This is a genomic window from Streptomyces sp. NPDC056169 (assembly GCF_042268445.1).
GTDB lineage: Bacteria > Actinomycetota > Actinomycetes > Streptomycetales > Streptomycetaceae > Streptomyces.
The window spans coordinates 1-16,402 of record NZ_JBHJUO010000009.1; the positions used below are offsets into that span (position 1 = coordinate 1).

General features: G+C 73.0%; 20 protein-coding genes and 1 riboswitch. Of the genes, 17 read left to right on the forward strand and 3 right to left on the reverse strand.

The window, feature by feature from the left end; all coding sequences use genetic code 11:
• Window positions 1–368: 368 nt before the first annotated feature.
• The 5 genes from ACFC0G_RS16015 (at window position 369) to ACFC0G_RS16035 (ending at window position 3,518) form a co-directional block, all read left to right on the forward strand.
• A complete protein-coding gene (locus ACFC0G_RS16015) occupies window positions 369–791 on the forward strand; it encodes a hypothetical protein (RefSeq protein ID WP_376403366.1) in 423 nt (140 codons plus the stop codon).
• An 87-nt stretch (window positions 792–878) separates the two neighbouring features.
• On the forward strand, window positions 879–1,766 hold the full coding sequence (locus ACFC0G_RS16020; protein ID WP_376403369.1) for a hypothetical protein: 888 nt from the start codon (window positions 879–881) through the stop codon (window positions 1,764–1,766).
• A 153-nt stretch (window positions 1,767–1,919) separates the two neighbouring features.
• The gene (locus ACFC0G_RS16025; RefSeq protein ID WP_376403372.1) at window positions 1,920–2,873 is read left to right on the forward strand and encodes a penicillin-insensitive murein endopeptidase; all 954 of its coding nucleotides are present in this window, start codon (window positions 1,920–1,922) and stop codon (window positions 2,871–2,873) included.
• A 76-nt stretch (window positions 2,874–2,949) separates the two neighbouring features.
• Window positions 2,950–3,312, forward strand: coding sequence for a peptidoglycan-binding protein (locus ACFC0G_RS16030; RefSeq protein WP_376403375.1), 363 nt, complete (start codon window positions 2,950–2,952; stop codon window positions 3,310–3,312).
• Window positions 3,306–3,518, forward strand: coding sequence for a hypothetical protein (locus ACFC0G_RS16035; RefSeq protein ID WP_376403378.1), 213 nt, complete (start codon window positions 3,306–3,308; stop codon window positions 3,516–3,518). Before ACFC0G_RS16030 ends, ACFC0G_RS16035 begins: the two co-directional genes overlap by 7 nt.
• A gap of 53 nt (window positions 3,519–3,571) precedes the next feature.
• Here ACFC0G_RS16035 and ACFC0G_RS16040 read toward each other — a convergent pair whose 3' ends face one another.
• The gene (locus ACFC0G_RS16040; protein WP_376403380.1) at window positions 3,572–3,775 is read right to left on the reverse strand and encodes a hypothetical protein; all 204 of its coding nucleotides are present in this window, start codon (window positions 3,773–3,775) and stop codon (window positions 3,572–3,574) included.
• Window positions 3,776–4,161: 386 nt separating this feature from the next.
• On the opposite strand from ACFC0G_RS16040, the gene dhaK reads away from it, so the two are divergent.
• From dhaK to ACFC0G_RS16065, 5 genes are read left to right on the forward strand one after another with little or no spacing between them, the layout of a single operon-like run.
• Window positions 4,162–5,154: a dihydroxyacetone kinase subunit DhaK gene (gene dhaK, locus ACFC0G_RS16045; RefSeq protein WP_376403383.1), complete on the forward strand. Its 993-nt coding sequence runs from the start codon at window positions 4,162–4,164 to the stop codon at window positions 5,152–5,154.
• Window positions 5,155–5,209: 55 nt separating this feature from the next.
• Window positions 5,210–5,830: a dihydroxyacetone kinase subunit DhaL gene (gene dhaL, locus ACFC0G_RS16050; RefSeq protein ID WP_376403386.1), complete on the forward strand. Its 621-nt coding sequence runs from the start codon at window positions 5,210–5,212 to the stop codon at window positions 5,828–5,830.
• Window positions 5,827–6,240 (forward strand): PTS-dependent dihydroxyacetone kinase phosphotransferase subunit DhaM, encoded by a 414-nt coding sequence (locus ACFC0G_RS16055; RefSeq protein WP_376403389.1) that lies wholly within the window; start codon window positions 5,827–5,829, stop codon window positions 6,238–6,240. The genes dhaL and ACFC0G_RS16055 overlap by 4 nt, the downstream gene beginning before the upstream one ends.
• 58 nt (window positions 6,241–6,298) lie before the next feature.
• Window positions 6,299–6,601, forward strand: coding sequence for an ArsR/SmtB family transcription factor (locus ACFC0G_RS16060; protein ID WP_376403392.1), 303 nt, complete (start codon window positions 6,299–6,301; stop codon window positions 6,599–6,601).
• Window positions 6,598–6,990: a VOC family protein gene (locus ACFC0G_RS16065; protein WP_376403395.1), complete on the forward strand. Its 393-nt coding sequence runs from the start codon at window positions 6,598–6,600 to the stop codon at window positions 6,988–6,990. The genes ACFC0G_RS16060 and ACFC0G_RS16065 overlap by 4 nt, the downstream gene beginning before the upstream one ends.
• A gap of 40 nt (window positions 6,991–7,030) precedes the next feature.
• Here the strand turns inward: ACFC0G_RS16065 and ACFC0G_RS16070 are convergent, their stop codons facing one another.
• Entirely contained in the window at window positions 7,031–7,489 is a 459-nt protein-coding gene (locus tag ACFC0G_RS16070; RefSeq protein WP_376403397.1) for a RidA family protein, read from the reverse strand.
• A 42-nt stretch (window positions 7,490–7,531) separates the two neighbouring features.
• Window positions 7,532–7,739: riboswitch (cobalamin riboswitch) on the forward strand.
• Window positions 7,740–7,767: 28 nt separating this feature from the next.
• Between ACFC0G_RS16070 and ACFC0G_RS16075 the strand changes: the two genes are divergently transcribed.
• The 7 genes from ACFC0G_RS16075 (at window position 7,768) to ACFC0G_RS16105 (ending at window position 14,891) form a co-directional block, all read left to right on the forward strand.
• Complete coding sequence (locus tag ACFC0G_RS16075) at window positions 7,768–8,466, forward strand: energy-coupling factor ABC transporter permease (RefSeq protein WP_376403400.1); 699 nt, start codon at window positions 7,768–7,770, stop codon at window positions 8,464–8,466.
• An 8-nt stretch (window positions 8,467–8,474) separates the two neighbouring features.
• Complete coding sequence (locus tag ACFC0G_RS16080; protein ID WP_376403918.1) at window positions 8,475–8,942, forward strand: energy-coupling factor ABC transporter substrate-binding protein; 468 nt, start codon at window positions 8,475–8,477, stop codon at window positions 8,940–8,942.
• A gap of 6 nt (window positions 8,943–8,948) precedes the next feature.
• Window positions 8,949–9,698: a cobalt ECF transporter T component CbiQ gene (gene cbiQ / locus ACFC0G_RS16085; protein WP_376403403.1), complete on the forward strand. Its 750-nt coding sequence runs from the start codon at window positions 8,949–8,951 to the stop codon at window positions 9,696–9,698.
• Entirely contained in the window at window positions 9,695–10,573 is an 879-nt protein-coding gene (locus ACFC0G_RS16090; RefSeq protein WP_376403406.1) for an ATP-binding cassette domain-containing protein, read from the forward strand. The genes cbiQ and ACFC0G_RS16090 overlap by 4 nt, the downstream gene beginning before the upstream one ends.
• 96 nt (window positions 10,574–10,669) lie before the next feature.
• Window positions 10,670–12,703, forward strand: a complete 2,034-nt coding sequence (locus ACFC0G_RS16095; protein ID WP_376403410.1) for an FAD-dependent oxidoreductase — start codon at window positions 10,670–10,672, stop codon at window positions 12,701–12,703.
• A 171-nt stretch (window positions 12,704–12,874) separates the two neighbouring features.
• A complete protein-coding gene (locus tag ACFC0G_RS16100; protein WP_376403413.1) occupies window positions 12,875–13,414 on the forward strand; it encodes a PadR family transcriptional regulator in 540 nt (179 codons plus the stop codon).
• A gap of 85 nt (window positions 13,415–13,499) precedes the next feature.
• Complete coding sequence (locus ACFC0G_RS16105) at window positions 13,500–14,891, forward strand: FAD-dependent oxidoreductase (protein WP_376403416.1); 1,392 nt, start codon at window positions 13,500–13,502, stop codon at window positions 14,889–14,891.
• A gap of 67 nt (window positions 14,892–14,958) precedes the next feature.
• On the opposite strand, the gene ACFC0G_RS16110 is transcribed toward ACFC0G_RS16105, so the two are convergent.
• A complete protein-coding gene (locus ACFC0G_RS16110; protein ID WP_376403419.1) occupies window positions 14,959–16,299 on the reverse strand; it encodes a DUF2252 domain-containing protein in 1,341 nt (446 codons plus the stop codon).
• Window positions 16,300–16,402 lie beyond the last annotated feature (103 nt).

Genomic DNA, 16,402 nt, shown 5'->3' on the forward strand with positions numbered 1-16,402 from the left:
GGGGGGGGGGGGGGGGGGGGGGGGGGGGGGGGGGGGGGGTGGGGGTGTGCGGGGGGGGGGGGGGGGGGGGGGGGGGGGCCCCCCCCCCCCCCCCCCTCTCCCGTACCCCGGGCCCCTGGCCTCCCGCTGCCCGTCCCTCCCGGTCCCTTCCCTGTTCCCGTCCCTCCCCGTCCCTTCCCTGTTCCTGTCCCGTCCCCTCGCGTCCCCTCCCGTGCGTCCCGGTGGGCGCGCGTCCCGGGAGTGTCCCGAGTGGGCGATGGGACCTACGCATTCGCCGGTCGGCATGGTCAGGATTCCGCTGGGCCGCAAACGGCAGCGGCCGGAACAGGCCCCTCGCGCACCACCCATCCGAACACAGGAGTCACGACATGCGTCGCATCCGCAGCACCACCCTCACCGCAGGCGCCCTCGCCCTCGCCGGTCTCGCCGCCACCTGCGTGGCGCTCGCCCCGGCGGCGTCCGCCTCGGCCCAGGCGTGCACGGTCACCACCCTCACCACCGGTGAGTACGAGTCGCAGGGCACCATCGTCACCAAGGCTTCCAGTGGCTGCGGTGACCTGAACCTGACCTACTCGTACAACGCCGGCAGCCGCACCTACGACCACTACGCCGGCCGTTACAAGAAGTCGTCCGGCTGGGTGACCGGCTCGAAGCGGTACGTCCAGGCGTCCGACGGCTACCACAGCGTCAACGACTCGACCTACTGGCTCATCACCGGCCTCTCCGCCGGCACCCAGTTCAGCGTCTCCAGCCTGCTCGACGGCGGCGACACGGTCCAGATCACCCACTGACCCGCTCCCCGGCGGATCGGCAGTACGCCGCGGGGCCACCGGCATGGTGCCCCGCGGCGCCCGGACAACCGAGAGGCACGAGACGCTGTGAAGAAGAGGCCGATCACCGCGGCGGTCTTGGGCGCCGTCATCGCGGCGGCCGCCCTGACGGGCTGCGGGGGCGCCGCGCCCGGCCTCTCCGCGGCGTCCCTCCCCACGGCGTCGGGCCCCGTACGGCCGCCGACGGTGGCGCGGGGCCTGCCGGCGGAGCGGGACCTGACGGCGATGGTGCTGCCCGCGACCGGTACGGACAGCAGGCTGACCCAGGGGCTCGACGGCTTCGCCCAACTGGTGGGCCACGTCCGGCTCCAGGAGTGCGCGGAGCGGGCGGGCGTGCGGCCCCCCGAGGTGCCGCCCCCCGCGTACATCGGCTGGTCCGACCTGCCCGACCTGGGCTTCATCGGGCGGCACGGCCTCACGATGAGCGTGCCCGCCCTGCCGTCGGCCTCCCCGAGCGGCCGGGCGGCGGGCCGGACGGACCGGGCCGCGCAGCAGCGCTGCGAGACGGAGGGCCGCGCCGCGGCCAAGGAGTTCAAGGACCTGTACTCGCCGCTCCAGTCGCTGTGGTGGCCGGAGGTCTCAGCGGTCCGGGACGACCCGCGGGCCCGCGAGGCCCTGCGGACCCTGCCCGGCTGCCTCACGCGGTACGGCGTCGAGGTCAAGGACGAGGACGGCTTCTTCGCCCTCGTCGACCGCACCGTCCAGGGCATCGAGGACGGGGCGGAGGCCGCCCGCGCCGACCGGGGCCTCGGGGCGGCCTACGCCGCCTGCATGGCCCCGGTGGAGGCTGTCCGGGAACCCCTGCGCACCGCCCGCCGCACCGCCTTCGAGGCGGCGCACCGCGACGAACTCCGCGCGCTGGAACGCGGCCTGCTGCCGCGCATCCGGGAACTGGAGCACCGGCACGGCCTGACCTTCGGGCACCCGGTCCCCTGAGCACCGTCACGAGGACGTCCACGGGAACGCGCCAGGCACACCCCGCGCACGTGACCCGCGACCCGCGCCCGTCCCCGCACCCCGCCCCCGTCCCCGTCCCCGTAACCCATCGCAACCGAGCCCGACATGATTCGACACGAGAGGGATCACACCATGCTCCGATCGTCCGGTCTGCGCAAGAAGAGCGCCCGGATCGCCCTGTTCCTCGCCCTGACCACGGCCCTGTTCGTCCAGACGGGCACCCCGGCCCAGGCGTTCGCGGGAGCGGCGTACCACCTGCAGAGCTCGGGCAACCGAGGCAGCGACGTCGTCGCCCTCCAGTACCTGCTGGGCGCGCACGGCCAGTCCGTGGCCGCCGACGGGGTCTTCGGCTCCGGCACGGCGACCGCAGTCAAGGCCTTCCAGAGCTCCCAGGGCCTGACGGCGGACGGCATCGTCGGCCCGAACACCTGGGGCAAGCTCGTCGCCACGGTGCGCCAGGGCGACAACGGATCGGCCGTGAAGGCCCTGCAGTACCTGCTCAACGCCAAGCGTTCGGCGGGCCTGACGGTCGACGGCGACTTCGGCCCGGCTACCGTCACCGCGGTGAAGACCTTCCAGAGCCACGCGGGCCTGTCCGCCGACGGAGTCGTCGGCCCCGACACCTGGCGCAACCTGGTCTGGCACTACGAGCTGGTGAACTTCACCAACATCTGCGACCAGAACCCGGACGGCAACGCGACCGCGAACTGGGCCACCGCCGCGGCCGTCGGCCAGCTGGAGGCCGCAGCCGCGTCGTTCGCCTCGACCGGCCAGGGCAAGGTGCCGATGGGCGACGCGGGCTTCGAGCACGGCGGCGACATCCCGGGCCACGCCAGCCACGAGGTCGGGCTCGACATCGACATCTGGCCGATCCGCACCGATTCTGCGCAGTGCTCGGCGGGCCGGATCACCTGGCAGTCCGGCACCTACGACCGGGCGGCGACCCGCCAGCTCGTGCAGGCGATCCGCGCGGCGGCCCCCGGGCACATCGACGTCATCTACTTCAACGACCCGACGCTGATCTCCGAGGGTCTGACCACGCAGTACCCGAACCACGACAACCACCTGCACGTCCGCTACCGCTGACGCGGGCCGGCGCAGCACGCGAAGGAGGGACAGGCGCAGACGCTGCCCGGCGCTGGTCGCCGCGGTCATCGCCGCGATGGTGGCCGTCCTGCTCGGGCCGAACACCGCCTCGGCCGCCACCTGGCCCGTCATCGCCAACGGCGACAGCGGGGCCCAGGTGACGACGATCCAGCACCTGCTCAACCACCGCGGGTACGCGACCGCGGCCGACGGCCGGTTCGGTCCCGCGACCGAGGCGAAGGTCTCGGCGTTCCAGAGCGCCAACGGGCTCACGGCCGACGGCTCGGTGGGCCCGCTGACCTGGCCCAAGCTGGTCGCCACGGTACAGAGCGGCAGCACCGGCAACGCGGCCGAAGCGGCCCAGACCCAGCCAGCAACTACAGCGACGTCGGCGAGCGCGAGGTCTGGCTCTCCACGGCCATGCTCAACGGCATGCTGAAGCTGGCCACGGAGCGGGGCTACACCTTCCTGGTCACCGAGATCGCGGGCGGCGACCACTCGTCGAACTCGAACCACTGCAAGGGCATCGCGTTCGACGCGGACAACATGTCCGTCAGCAACGCCACCTTCGTCAGCGCCTGCCGTGCGTACGGCGCGACGGAAGCCCTGGACGAGGGCAACCACGTCCACTGCGCCTGGCAGTAGCCCGAAAGCAAGAGAAGCGGGCGACGCCCACCCCGGGCGTCGGCCGCACCGCTCTACTCGCCGTCCGGCCCGTCGGCGTCCGACCGCCGCTTCAGGTCCTCGACCTCGGCGTCCAGTTCCCCGGCGCTCAGCCGCTCCACCGAGGCGCCGTGGCGGGCGGCGGGCTCGGGGTGGCGTTCGTGGAGGTGGAGGACGAGCATGGCGCCGCCGTCGGGGACCCGGGCGCGCAAGGTGATCAGCCCCTGCAGCGACGCCAAATGGTCAGATCTTGGACTTGAATGTGGTCTCGCCGTCCACGCCCGTAGCGGAGTCATCTCGCCCGGGCCGACTCCCGCCCTCGGCGAGTACCCCTCCGCCCAACCGCGTCGCTGAACGCCGACACCCCCCTGACCACTTCCACACCTGTGCCTGCCTGCGCACGGTCGAGCGTCGTCAATTTCACCATGCTGCGCATATGCAAAGCCTGCCTGCCCGATCTTGGACTGATCTATCGTCAGAAAAGTCAGCATGAACTCAGCATCAGTACCGCGCGGGGCCGCCCTTCCAGGTCATGAACAGCCAAGATCCACAACTCGTCTCACTGGCTCTGACCTGCAAAGACCCCGTTCAGCAGCTTGCCTGCCAATCTCACCAGGAGGTATCCGTGAGGATGTTGATCAACGTTCCGGAGACGGTCGTCGCGGACGCGCTGCGGGGGATGGCCGCCGCCCATCCCGAGCTGACCGTGGACGTGGAGCGGCGGATCGTCCTGCGGCGGGACGCGCCCGTGGCCGGGAAGGTCGCGCTGGTGTCCGGGGGCGGCTCCGGGCACGAGCCGTTGCACGGAGGGTTCGTGGGGCCGGGGATGCTCGCGGCGGCGTGCCCCGGGGAGGTCTTCACGTCGCCCGTGCCCGATCAGATGGTGCGGGCCGCGGCGGCCGTCGACAGCGGTGCCGGGGTGCTGTTCGTCGTCAAGAACTACACCGGCGACGTGCTCAACTTCGAGATGGCGGCGGAGCTCGCCGAGGACGAGGGCATCCAGGTCGCGAAGGTCCTGGTCGACGACGACGTGGCGGTGACGGACAGTCTGTACACGGCGGGCCGGCGCGGGACCGGGGGCACGCTGTTCGTGGAGAAGATCGCGGGGGCCGCCGCCGAGGAGGGCGCTCCGCTGGAGCGGGTGGAGGCGATCGCCCGCCGGGTCGACGAGCGCTCGCGGTCCTTCGGGGTCGCACTGAGCGCGTGCACCACCCCTGGCAAGGGCAGCCCCACCTTCGATCTCCCCGACGGCGAGCTAGAGTTGGGCGTCGGCATCCACGGCGAGCCGGGGCGTGAGCGGCGCCCCATGATGACCTCGCGGGAGATCGCGGACTACGCCGTCGACGCGGTCGTCGAGGACCTGCGACCGTCCGGGCCGGTGCTCGCGCTGGTCAACGGGATGGGCGGGACGCCGCTGCTCGAACTGTACGGATTCAACGCCGAGGTGCAGCGGGTACTGGCCGAGCGCCACATCCCGGTGGCCCGGACGCTCGTCGGGAACTACGTGACCTCGCTCGACATGGCCGGCTGCTCGGTGACCCTCTGCCAGGTGGACGAGGAGCTGCTGCGCCTGTGGGACGCGCCGGTGCAGACGCCCGCGCTCCGCTGGGGCCGGTGACGGGACGGGTGGGAGCGGGTAGGGCGAGGGAATGGGAGTGGGAGTGGGAGACGGTATGAGTGAGACGTTCGGTGCGGAGTTTCTGGTGCGGTGGCTGGAGGCCGTGGCCGGGGCCGTGGACCGTGAGGCCGATCGGCTCACCGAACTGGACTCGGCGATCGGCGACGCCGACCACGGTGTCAATCTGAAGCGCGGGTTCACGGCCGTGGCGGAGCTGCTGGCGAAGGAGCCGCCCGCGACGCCCGGCGCGGTGCTCGTCGCCGCCGGACGGCAGCTGATCTCCACGGTGGGCGGGGCCTCGGGGCCGCTGTACGGGACGCTGCTGCGCCGTACGGGCAAGGCGCTGGGCGAGGACGAGCGCGTCGGCAGGGAGCAGCTGGCGGAGGCGTTCGGCGTCGGTGTGGCCGCCGTGTCCCAGCTGGGCGGCGCGCAGGTGGGGGACAAGACGATGCTGGACGCGCTCGTCCCGGCCGTGGAGGGGCTGCGGAGCTCGTTCGCGGCGGCGCGCGCGGCGGCCGAGGAGGGCGCCCTCGCGACCGTACCCCTCCAGGCCCGCAAGGGGAGGGCCAGCTATCTCGGCGAGCGGTCGATCGGGCACCAGGATCCGGGGGCGACATCGTCGGCGCTGCTCTTCGCGGAGCTCGCCGGGACGGCCCGGTCGGAGGGGGCGGCATGAGCGCGGCGGCGGCGCCGGTCGGCATCGTGCTGGTCTCGCACAGCGCGGATGTGGCGGCCTCGGTGGCGGCACTGGCGCAGGGCCTCGCGGGCGGCGGCGCGACCACGCCGATCCAGCCGGCGGGCGGGCTCCCCGACGGCGGCCTGGGGACGAGCGCCGAGCTGATCTGCGAGGCGGCGAAGGCCGTCGACGGCGGCGCCGGGGTGGCGCTCCTGGTCGACCTGGGCAGCGCGGTCCTGACCGTGAAGGCGCTGCTCGACGAGGGCGACGAGCTGCCGGAGCGTGCCCGGCTGGTCGACGCGCCGTTCGTCGAGGGCGCGGTCGCGGCCCTGGTGACGGCGAGTGCGGGCGGGGATCTCGACGCGGTGGCCGCGGCGGCCTCGGAGGCGTACGCCTATCGCAAGCGGTGAGGGGGGTCTCGGCCGGGTCGACTTGATAGGCAAGTGAACAGTTGCCTATCCTGGGGTGGTGGCCGACGACCTTTTCAAAGCCCTGGCCGACCCCACCCGCCGCACGATCCTCGACGAGCTCGCGGAGAAGTCCGGACAGACACTGTTCGAGATCTGCTCGCGGCTGAGCATGAAGCATCAGCTCGGCATCTCGCGCCAGGGGGTCTCCCAGCACCTGACGGTGCTGGAGGCCGCCGGGCTCGTCGAGACCAGGCGGGAGGGCCGCTACAAGTTCCACGACCTGAACACGGCCCCCCTGCGGCACATCACCGAGCGGTGGCCCGTGCCCGACACCCCAGGACCGGAGAAGAGCACCCCATGAAGATCCATCTGACCAGCGTCTTCGTCGACGACCAGGCCAAGGCCGAGCGTTTCTACACCGAGATCCTCGGCTTCGTGAAGAAGCACGACGTCCCGCTGGGCGAGACGGACCGGTGGCTGACGGTCGTCTCGCCCGACGAGCCCGCCGGCACCGAACTCCTCCTGGAGCCCGCCGGCCACCCGGCCGTCAAGCCCTACCGCGACACGCTCGTCCAGGACGGCATCCCGCTGGCCCAGTTCGCGGTCGACGACGTGCGGGCGGAGTACGAGCGCCTGACCGGCCTCGGCGTCCGCTTCACCCAGGAGCCCCTGGAGATGGGCCCCGTCACCACCGCCGTCTTCGACGACACCTGCGGCAACCTCATCCAGATCGCGACGAAGCCGCAGTAGTCCCAGCGGCCGGCCCTCCCGGGCGTCACCCTCCTGGACGTCAGTCGAGGTCGGGGCCGGCGTCGAAGCTGGAGTCGAGGTCGGCGTCGAGGTCGGCGTCGAGGTCGGCGTCGAGCACGGCGTCGACCTCGATCTCGACGAGCCATTCGGGGTCGATGAAACGCGAGACCTCGACGAAGGTCGTGACCGGCCGCACCTCCGCGAACCGCTCGCCGTGGGCGCGCGCGGCCTCCTTCCAGCGGGTCACGTCGGTGAGCATGATCCGCGTCCGCACGACGTCCTCCGCCGACGCCCCCGCGGCCTTCAGCGCCGCCTCGGCGATATCCAGACACCTGACGGTCTGCCCGTACACGTCGCCGGGCGCGACGGTGGCCCCGTCGTCCCCGATGGGCGCCGTCCCCGCGACCGCCACGTGCGCGCCCTTGCGCACGGCCCGGGAGAACCCGATCTGCGGTTCGAGCGGTGAGCCGGAACTGACCGTCTGTCGGACATTCCCCATCGGTCCGTACCCCTTCGCGTTGTGATGCACCTGATCAACGCACTAGTGTCGCAGGGCCTTGGTGTACGGGAAACCGGTGAAGTACCGGTGCGGCCCTCGCCACTGTGATCGGGAGTTCCGGCTCCACACCCGAGGGAGACGCCCCCGGGCAAGCCACTGCACCGCTGCGGGCGACCGCCGCGGCGTGGGAAGGCGGAGTCGGGACGTATGACCGTCAGCCAGGAGACCGGCCAGGGTGCGTTGTCCATCCACGAGGTGCTGGAGAGGGTCTCCCGACCATGCATATAGCCGAGGGGTATCTGCCCCCCGCTCACGCCGCCGCCTGGGGCGTCGCGGCCGCTCCGTTCATCGTCCACGGGGTCCGCGCGCTCACCCGCGAGGTGCGGTCCAACCCCGAGTCCACCCTGCTGCTCGGCGCCGCCGGCGCCTTCACGTTCGTCCTGTCCGCGCTCAAGCTCCCTTCCGTGACGGGCAGTTGCTCGCATCCGACGGGTACGGGCCTGGGCGCGATCCTCTTCCGGCCGCCGATCATGGCGGTCCTCGGGACGATCACTCTGCTCTTCCAGGCCTTGCTGCTCGCCCACGGCGGGCTCACCACGCTGGGCGCCAACGCCTTCTCGATGGCGATCGTCGGGCCCTGGGCGGGGTACGGGACCTATCTGCTGGTGCGCCGGTTCGGCGCGCCGCTGATGGTCGCCGTCTTCTTCGGCGCGTTCGTCGCCGATCTGTCGACGTACTGCGTCACGAGCGTGCAGCTCGCGCTGGCCTTCCCCGACCAGGGCAGCGGCGTGCTGGGCGCCCTGGCCAAGTTCGGTTCCATCTTCGCCGTGACGCAGATTCCGCTCGCGGTGAGCGAGGGCCTGCTCACCGTGCTCGTGATGCGGCTGCTCACGCAGTCCAGCAAGGGCGAGTTGACCCGGCTGGGCGTGCTGGGCAGGCCCGGCGCCGAACGACCCGAGGAGGCGACCGCGCGATGAGCGTCACCATGAGCCGGAACACGAAGATCAACGCGCTGCTGCTGCTCGTCGTCGCCGCGCTCGCGGTGCTGCCGCTCGCGCTGGGGCTCGGCGACCACAAGGAGGAGCCGTTCACCGGGGCGGACGCGGAGGCGGAGACCGCGATCACGGAGCTCCAGCCGGAGTACGAACCGTGGTTCAGCCCCCTGTACGAACCGCCGTCCGGGGAGATCGAGTCGGCGCTGTTCGCCCTCCAGGCCGCGCTCGGCGCCGGTGTCCTCGCGTACTACTTCGGCGTACGGCGCGGTCGCCGGCAGGGCGAGGCCCGCGCCCTGGCGGCGCAGACCGAGGGAACGGCGGCACAGCCTGCGGAGGCAGGAGTGGAGGCGCGGCCCGGGGAGTCGGCAGCACCCGGGGAGGCGGCGGCGCCCGGGGAGGCTGCAGCCGTATCGGCGGCCGGCTCCGGCTCCGGCGCCGTCGAAGGCAAGGGCGCGTAGCCGCCCATGCTGCCGATCGACGCGGCGGCGCACAGCAGTCGCTGGCGCCGCCGCCATCCCGCCGAGAAGGCCCTGCTCGGCTTCGGGCTCACACTCTGCGCGGTGTGTCTGCCGCCGTGGCCGGGCGCGGTGCTCGTCGCGGCGGCCACGCTCGCGGTCCTGCTCGGACCGGCCGGCGTGGCGGGCCGCCAGCTGTGGCGGGCGTTCCGTGTGCCGCTCGGGTTCTGCGTCACGGGCGCGGTGCCGCTCCTCTTCGAGGTGGGTGGGGCGCGGGGGTTCGTCGCCCTCGCGCCCGGCGGGCCCGTCCACGCGGGCGAGCTGCTGCTGCGGACCGCTTCGGCCTCGCTGGGCGTGCTGCTCTTCGCGTTCACGACGCCCGTCTCCGACGTGCTCCCCCGGCTGGTCCGGGCAGGGGTGCCGGCTCCCGTGGTGGACGTGGCGCTCGTGATGTACCGGATCATCTTCCTGCTCCTCGACTCGCTGTCGAAGATCCGCCAGGCGCAGGCGGCCCGGCTCGGGCACACCACCCGGGCGGCGACCTGGCGCTCGCTCGCCGGGCTCGGCGCCACCTCGTTCGTGCGCGCCTTCGACCGGGCGCAGCGTCTGCAGTCGGGGCTCGCCGGACGCGGCTACGACGGGACCCTGCGGGTCCTGGTCCCCGCCGCCGCGGTGTCCCGCCGGTTCCTGGCGGCGGCGGCCGGCCTGCTCTGCGGACTCGTCGCCCTCACCCTCGTACTCGAAAGGTTCCTGCCGTGACGTCTCCGACGGCCCCGCCGACGACCCCTACGCCCCCCGTCGTGGAGTTGGTGAAGGCGGGTTTCGCCTACGAGGACGGGCCGCCGGTCCTGTCGGGTGTGGACTTCGCGGTGCCGGAGGGGCGGTCGATCGCGCTCCTCGGGCGCAACGGCAGCGGCAAGACGACGCTGCTGCGGCTGCTCAGCGGGGGGCTGCGGCGCGGGAGCGGGTCGCTGCTCCTGGACGGGGCGGAGGTGACGTACGACCGGAAGGGGCTGACCCGACTGCGGACGACCGTGCAGCTGGTGGTGCAGGACCCGGACGACCAGCTGTTCGCAGCCTCGGTCGGCCAGGACGTGTCCTTCGGGCCGATGAACCTGGGGCTGCCGGAGGAGGAGGTACGACTCCGGGTGCGCGAGGCACTGGAGGCGCTGGACATCGTTGCCCTGGAGGACCGGCCGACGCATCTGCTGTCGTACGGGCAGCGGAAGCGGGCGGCGATCGCGGGCGCCGTGGCGATGCGGCCGCGGGTGCTGATCATGGACGAGCCGACGGCCGGGCTCGATCCGCACGGTCAGGAGCGGCTCCTCGACGCCCTCGGGCGGCTGCGCGCGGCCGGTACGACGGTGGTGATGGCCACGCACGACGTGGACCTCGCGCTGCGCTGGGCGGACGAGGCCGCGGTGCTCTCCCCCGCCGGTCTGCGGACCGGTCCTGTCGCCGAGCTCCTCGGGGACGACGCCCTGCTCGACGCGGCGCGGCTGCGGCGGCCCTGGGGCACGTCCGTGGCCCGGCTGCTGCGCGCCCACGGGCTGCTCGCCCCGGGCACTCCCGAGCCCCGCACGCCGGAGGAGCTGGACGCCTGGGCGGCTGCCCCGTCGCTTGCTACTGAGTAGTAGACATCACGTCCCGATTCTTCTGCAACTAGTTGCACAACGGGGAGGGGTCCCCTAGAACTGAGGTCGACTGATCCTGCGCGAGGAGGCGCCCCCATGACCGCGACCCCCACCCCCACCCCGTACCCGCATCTGCTGAGCCCGCTCGACCTCGGGTTCACGACCCTGCCCAACCGGGTGATCATGGGGTCGATGCACGTCGGCCTGGAAGAGACGGAGCACGGCTTCGAGCGCATGGCCGCCTTCTACGCGGAGCGCGCCCGCGGCGGCGTCGGCCTCATCGTCACCGGCGGCATCGCGCCCAACGAGGCCGGCCGCCCCTGGGACGGCGGGGCCAAGCTCACCACCGCCGAGGAGGTCGCCGAGCACCGGCTGATCACCGACGCCGTGCACGGCGAGGGCGGCCGGATCGCGATGCAGATCCTGCACTTCGGCCGGTACGCGTACCACCCCGCCCTCGTCGCGCCCAGCGCGATCCAGGCGCCGATCAGCCCCTTCGTACCGAACGAGCTGACCGACGCCGAGGTCGAGCAGACCGTCGAGGACTACGCGCGCTGCGCCGAGCTCGCGAAGGAGGCGGGCTACGACGGCGTCGAGGTCATGGGCTCCGAGGGCTACCTCATCAACGAGTTCATCGCCGCTGCCACCAACCGGCGCACCGACCGGTGGGGCGGTTCGTACGAGAACCGCGTCCGCTTCCCGCTGGAGATCGTCCGCCGGATCCGCGAGCGGGTCGGCCCGGACTTCATCCTCGTCTACCGCCTCTCCATGCTGGACCTCGTCCCCGGCGGCTCCACCCTGGAGGAGGTCGTCCGGCTCGCCAAGGAGATCGAGGCGGCCGGCGCGACCATCATCAACACCGGCATCGGCTGGCACGAGGCGCGCATCCCCACCATCGCCACCTCCGTGCCGCGCGGCGCGTACACCTGGGTGACGAAGAAGCTCATGGGCGCGGTCTCCGTCCCGCTCGTCACCAGCAACCGCATCAACACCCCGGAGGTCGCCGAGGAGATCCTCGCCGACGGCCGGGCCGACCTGGTCTCGCTGGCCCGCCCCTTCCTCGCCGACCCCGCCTTCGTCGCGAAGGCCCAGGACGGCCGCGCCGACACGATCAACACCTGCATCGGCTGCAACCAGGCCTGCCTGGACCACACCTTCAACCTGAAGATCACCTCCTGCCTGGTCAATCCGCGCGCCTGCCACGAGACCGAGCTCGTCCTCTCCCCCACCCGCCGCGCCAAGCGCGTCGCGGTGGTCGGCGCGGGCCCCGCCGGGCTCGCCTGCGCGGTGTCGGCGGCCGAGCGCGGCCACGCCGTCACCCTCTTCGACGCCGCCGCCGAGATCGGCGGCCAGCTCAACATCGCCAAGCGCGTGCCGGGCAAGGAGGAGTTCGACGAGACCCTGCGCTACTTCCGCGTGCAGCTCGCCGAGCGCGGCGTCGAGGTCCGCCTCAACACCCGCGTCGCGGCGGGCGACCTCGACGGGTACGACGAGGTCGTCGTCGCCACCGGCGTCTCCCCGCGCACCCCCGCGATCGCGGGCGTGGACCACCCGAGCGTCGTCAGCTACCTGGACGTGCTGCGGGACGGCGCGCCGGTCGGCGAGCGGGTGGCGATCATCGGCGCGGGCGGCATCGGCTTCGACGTCGCCGAGTTCCTCACGGACGGCGGGGAGGGCGCGAGCCAGGACCCCGAGACGTACTTCCGCCAGTGGGGCGTGGACACGTCGTACGAGAACCGGGGCGGCCTGCGCGCCCCCGAGCGCACCGCGCCGCCGCGCCAGGTGCACCTGCTCCAGCGCAAGAGCACCAAGGTCGGCGCGGGCCTCGGCAAGACGACCGGGTGGATCCACCGCACCGAGCTCAAGCACCGGGGCGTCGCCATGGTGGCGGGCGTGTCGTACGAGCGGATCGACGACGAGGGCCTGCACGTCACGATCGACGGCGAGGCCCAGCTCCTGCCGGTCGACACGATCGTGCTCTGCGCCGGCCAGGACCCGCGGCGGGACCTGTACGAGGAGCTGGTCGCGGCGGGCCGTGCGGCGCACCTGATCGGCGGCGCGGACGTCGCCGCCGAGCTGGACGCCAAGCGGGCGATCGACCAGGGCACGCGGCTCGCCGCCGCGCTCTGACCACCGCGCCGGGTTGCAGCGCTGTGGTCTCCGCGCTCTGACCACAGCACTCTGGCCTGCGCTCGGTGACCACAGCGTTGTGGTCCGCGCTCGGTGACCACAGCGCTGTGACCACCGCTCCGTGATCATCGACTGCCGACCCGCGTGGCCGGCCGAATCTAGGATGCGAGCATGTCCCTCCCGCACGCGATCCTCACCGCGTTGCTCGAAAAGCCGTCCTCCGGCCTCGAACTGACGCGCCGCTTCGACAAGTCGATCGGCTACTTCTGGTCGGCCACGCACCAGCAGATCTACCGCGAGCTGGGCAGGCTGGAGGAGGCGGGGCACATCCGCGCCCTGCCCGCTCCGGTGCCCGCGCGCGGGCAGAAGAAGGAGTACGAGGTGCTGCCCGCGGGCCGGGCGGAGCTGGCCGACTGGGTCGCCAGGTCCGAGGACCCGAAGCCGATGCGGTCCGCGCTGCTGCTGCGGATGCGGGCCGCCGCGATCGTCGGGGCCGAGGGCCTCCGGGCCGAGCTGGAGCGCCATCTCGCCCTGCACCGGGAACAGTTGGCGGAGTACCTCGCGATCGAGGGGCGGGACTTCCCTGCGGAACGGCGCCGCACCGAGCCGGACCGGCTACGCCATCTCGTCCTGCGCGGCGGGGTGGACCTGGAGCGGTTCTGGGTGGAGTGGCTGACGGCGGCACTGGCGGAGCTGGGGCCGGAGGGCTGAGCCCGTCCCTCGACCGTCCGGGCCCCGCGCCCCGCTCCACCGTGGATACTGGTCAGTTGTCACTCCACGCAACGAAAGGGCGGGTATGGCCGACGACTTGGGGCACCGCGCTACACGTCACGCCGTGGTCATCGGGGGAAGTCTGGCCGGCCTTCTGGCCGCACGGGTCCTCGCGGAGCACGCGGAGAGAGTGACGGTCGTCGAACGCGACCGTATCCCGGAGGGCCCCGAGGCCCGGCCGGGCGTACCGCAGGGCCGGCACCTCCACGTCCTCATCGCGGGCGGGCAGCGCGCCCTGGACGAGCTCCTTCCGGGGTTCATGGCGGAGCTCGGGGAGCTCGGCGCGCCCCGGGTGGGCGCGCCCTCGGACATGGTCCAGTGGCAGGGTGGCCGCTGGTTCCGCCGGATGCCGGCGGCCACCCACTACTCGACGGGCCCGCGCCCGCAGCTGGAGTGGCTGGTGCGGCAGCGGGTGCTCGCCGACCCGCGCATCGAGCTGATCGAGGGCCACGAGACGGTTGGCCTGATAGGCGACTCGTCACGCGTACGCGGCATACGGCTGCGCGAGCGCGGCGCGGGCACCGAGAAGGAGCCCCGCGTCCTGGAGGCCGATCTGGTCGTGGACGCCTCCGGGCGGTCCACGAAGGCGGCGGACTGGCTGGCGGGCATCGGCGCCGAGGCCCCGCACGAGGAGACCCTCGACACGGGCCTCGCGTACAGCACGAGGGTGTACCGGTCGACGGCCGGCACCCCGGACACCGACGCCCTCGGCTACTTCATCGTGCCCAATCCCTCCCAGACGTACAGCGGTGTGATCCTTCCCCTCGGCGACGGGCGGCACCTGGTGACCCTGTCGGGGCTGCGCGGTGACGAACCGCCCACGGAGGAGGGGGCGTTCGAGGAGTACGCCAAACGGCTCCCGCACCCGGTGGTCAGCGACTGGCTGGCGGCGGCGGAGCCGGTGTCCCCGGTGTACGGCTTCCGGAAGACCGCCAACATCCGGCGCCGGTACGACCGTCCGGGGCGCCGCCCGGCCGGCTTCCTCGCCACCGGTGACGCCCTCTGCACCTTCAACCCCATCTACGGGCAGGGCATGGCGGTCGCCGCGCTGTCCGCCGTCGCCCTGCGCCGGGCGCTCGCCGACCCGAAGCGCACCGCGACCACGCGGCGGGTGCAGCGCGCGATGCTCGACGCCTCGCGGCAGGCCTGGGACATCTCGGCCGGCGCCGACAAGAAGATGCCGGGCGCCACCGGGGACGCGGCGCGCCCGGCACCGATGGACAAGGTGCTCGGCTGGTACCTGCACCGGGTGGAGGAGCGGGCCGCGGGCGACCCGGCGGTCGACACTCCCTTCCGCGGCGCAATCACCCTGGCCACCCCGCTGACGTCGCTCTTCGCCCCGGCCGTGGCGAAGGCCGTGCTCTTCGGGCCGGTGCACGCGACACCGGCCGAGCCGCCGCTGCGTCGGGACGCTTAGGAAGCGGCGGTTCCGGGCGGCGGGCCCGGAGAGAGGTTCCGGGCGGCGGTTCCGGGTACCGGACGGTTCAGGCGCCCGGGGCCGCTGTCACCATCCCGGCCGCGATGGCCGCGCCGAGCGCCGCGTAGTCGTCGGCGTTCTGGCCCGCGTAGGCGAGGGAGAAGTCGGCGACGGCGCGGTCGAAGACGTCCGAGCTGCCGAGGTAGCCCGCGATGGCCATCCGGTCGCCGGAGCGGGCGTGGGCGCGGGCCAGGGCCGTGCCGCAGAGCCGCGCGTAGTCCCTGAGGGTGGACGGGGACATGGTCTCCACCTCGGCCGAGCCCTTCATGTCGCGCAACTGGCGCCAGTAGAAGTGGCGTTGCTCGGGGCCGGTCATCCAGCCGAGGAAGATGTCGCTGGCGGCCTGGGTGAGGCGCTGCCCGCAGACGACGCGGCGGCCCTGGTGGGCGTAGGGCGTCGGCGGCAGGTAGGGCTCCAGGACGGAGCGTTCGGCCTCCTTGATCTGGAGGATGAGCGGGTCGCCGTCGTCGCGGCCTTCGAGCAGGATGATGAAGCAGCGGGTGCCGACGCTGCCGACCCCGACGACCTTGCGGGCCGCGTCGACGAAGCGGAACCGGTCGAGGAGGAGGCGCCGCTCCTCGGAGAGGGAGCTGCGGTAGTCACTGAAGATCTTGCCGAGGCTGACGCGGTCGACGTCCGTGGTCCGCACCAGGAGCGGCGGGTCCTCGATGATGTGCCGCGCACCGGACGCGTCGGTCTCGGTGAGCTTGGCGAGGGCCTGGAGGCTGGTGCGGCGGCGGGCCTTGGCGAGCCGGCCGGCGACGCGGGCGCGGTCGTCGCGGCGGACGAGGGGAAGCAGGTCGTCGGCGGCCACCCGCTGGTACCAGACGGCGAGTTCGCCGAGCTCCGCGAGGCGGCTCATGGTCGTGCGGTACGCCTCCGCGGCCACGAGCGCGGCCCGGTGGGCCTTGGGCTTCGTGCTGCCGTTCTGGAGGGCGGCGACGGCGACGCTGGCGGCGAGCCGCTTCACGTCCCACTCGAAGGGCCCGGGGAGCGTCTCGTCGAAGTCGTTCACGTCGAAGAGGAGCGTCCGTTCGGGTGAGGCGTACACCCCGAAGTTGAGCAGGTGGGCGTCGCCGCAGAGCTGGACGGTGAGACCCGTGTGGCGCTGGGCGCCGAGGTCGGCCGCCATGACCGCGGCGGCGCCGCGCAGGAAGGCGAAGGGGGAGACCGCCATGCGGCCGTAGCGGAGGGGGGCCAGGTCGGGCAGCCGGCCCTCGGACTGGCGCTCCAGGACGGTCAGCGGGTCGGGGCGCTGGGAGGAGGGGATCCAGCGGCCGTGGGAGGAGCGGGGAACGCCCTTGCGGGCCGCCCGGCCCTTCGCCGCGCGCTCCGAAGGTGTCGTCATCCGGCCTCACCCGCCTCTTCCGCCGTTGCGGCCCGGTGCCCGCCGCCTGGACCCCATTACAAGGCGCGGCGCGCGTTTCGGCCACTCTGGCGGGCCGCCCTAG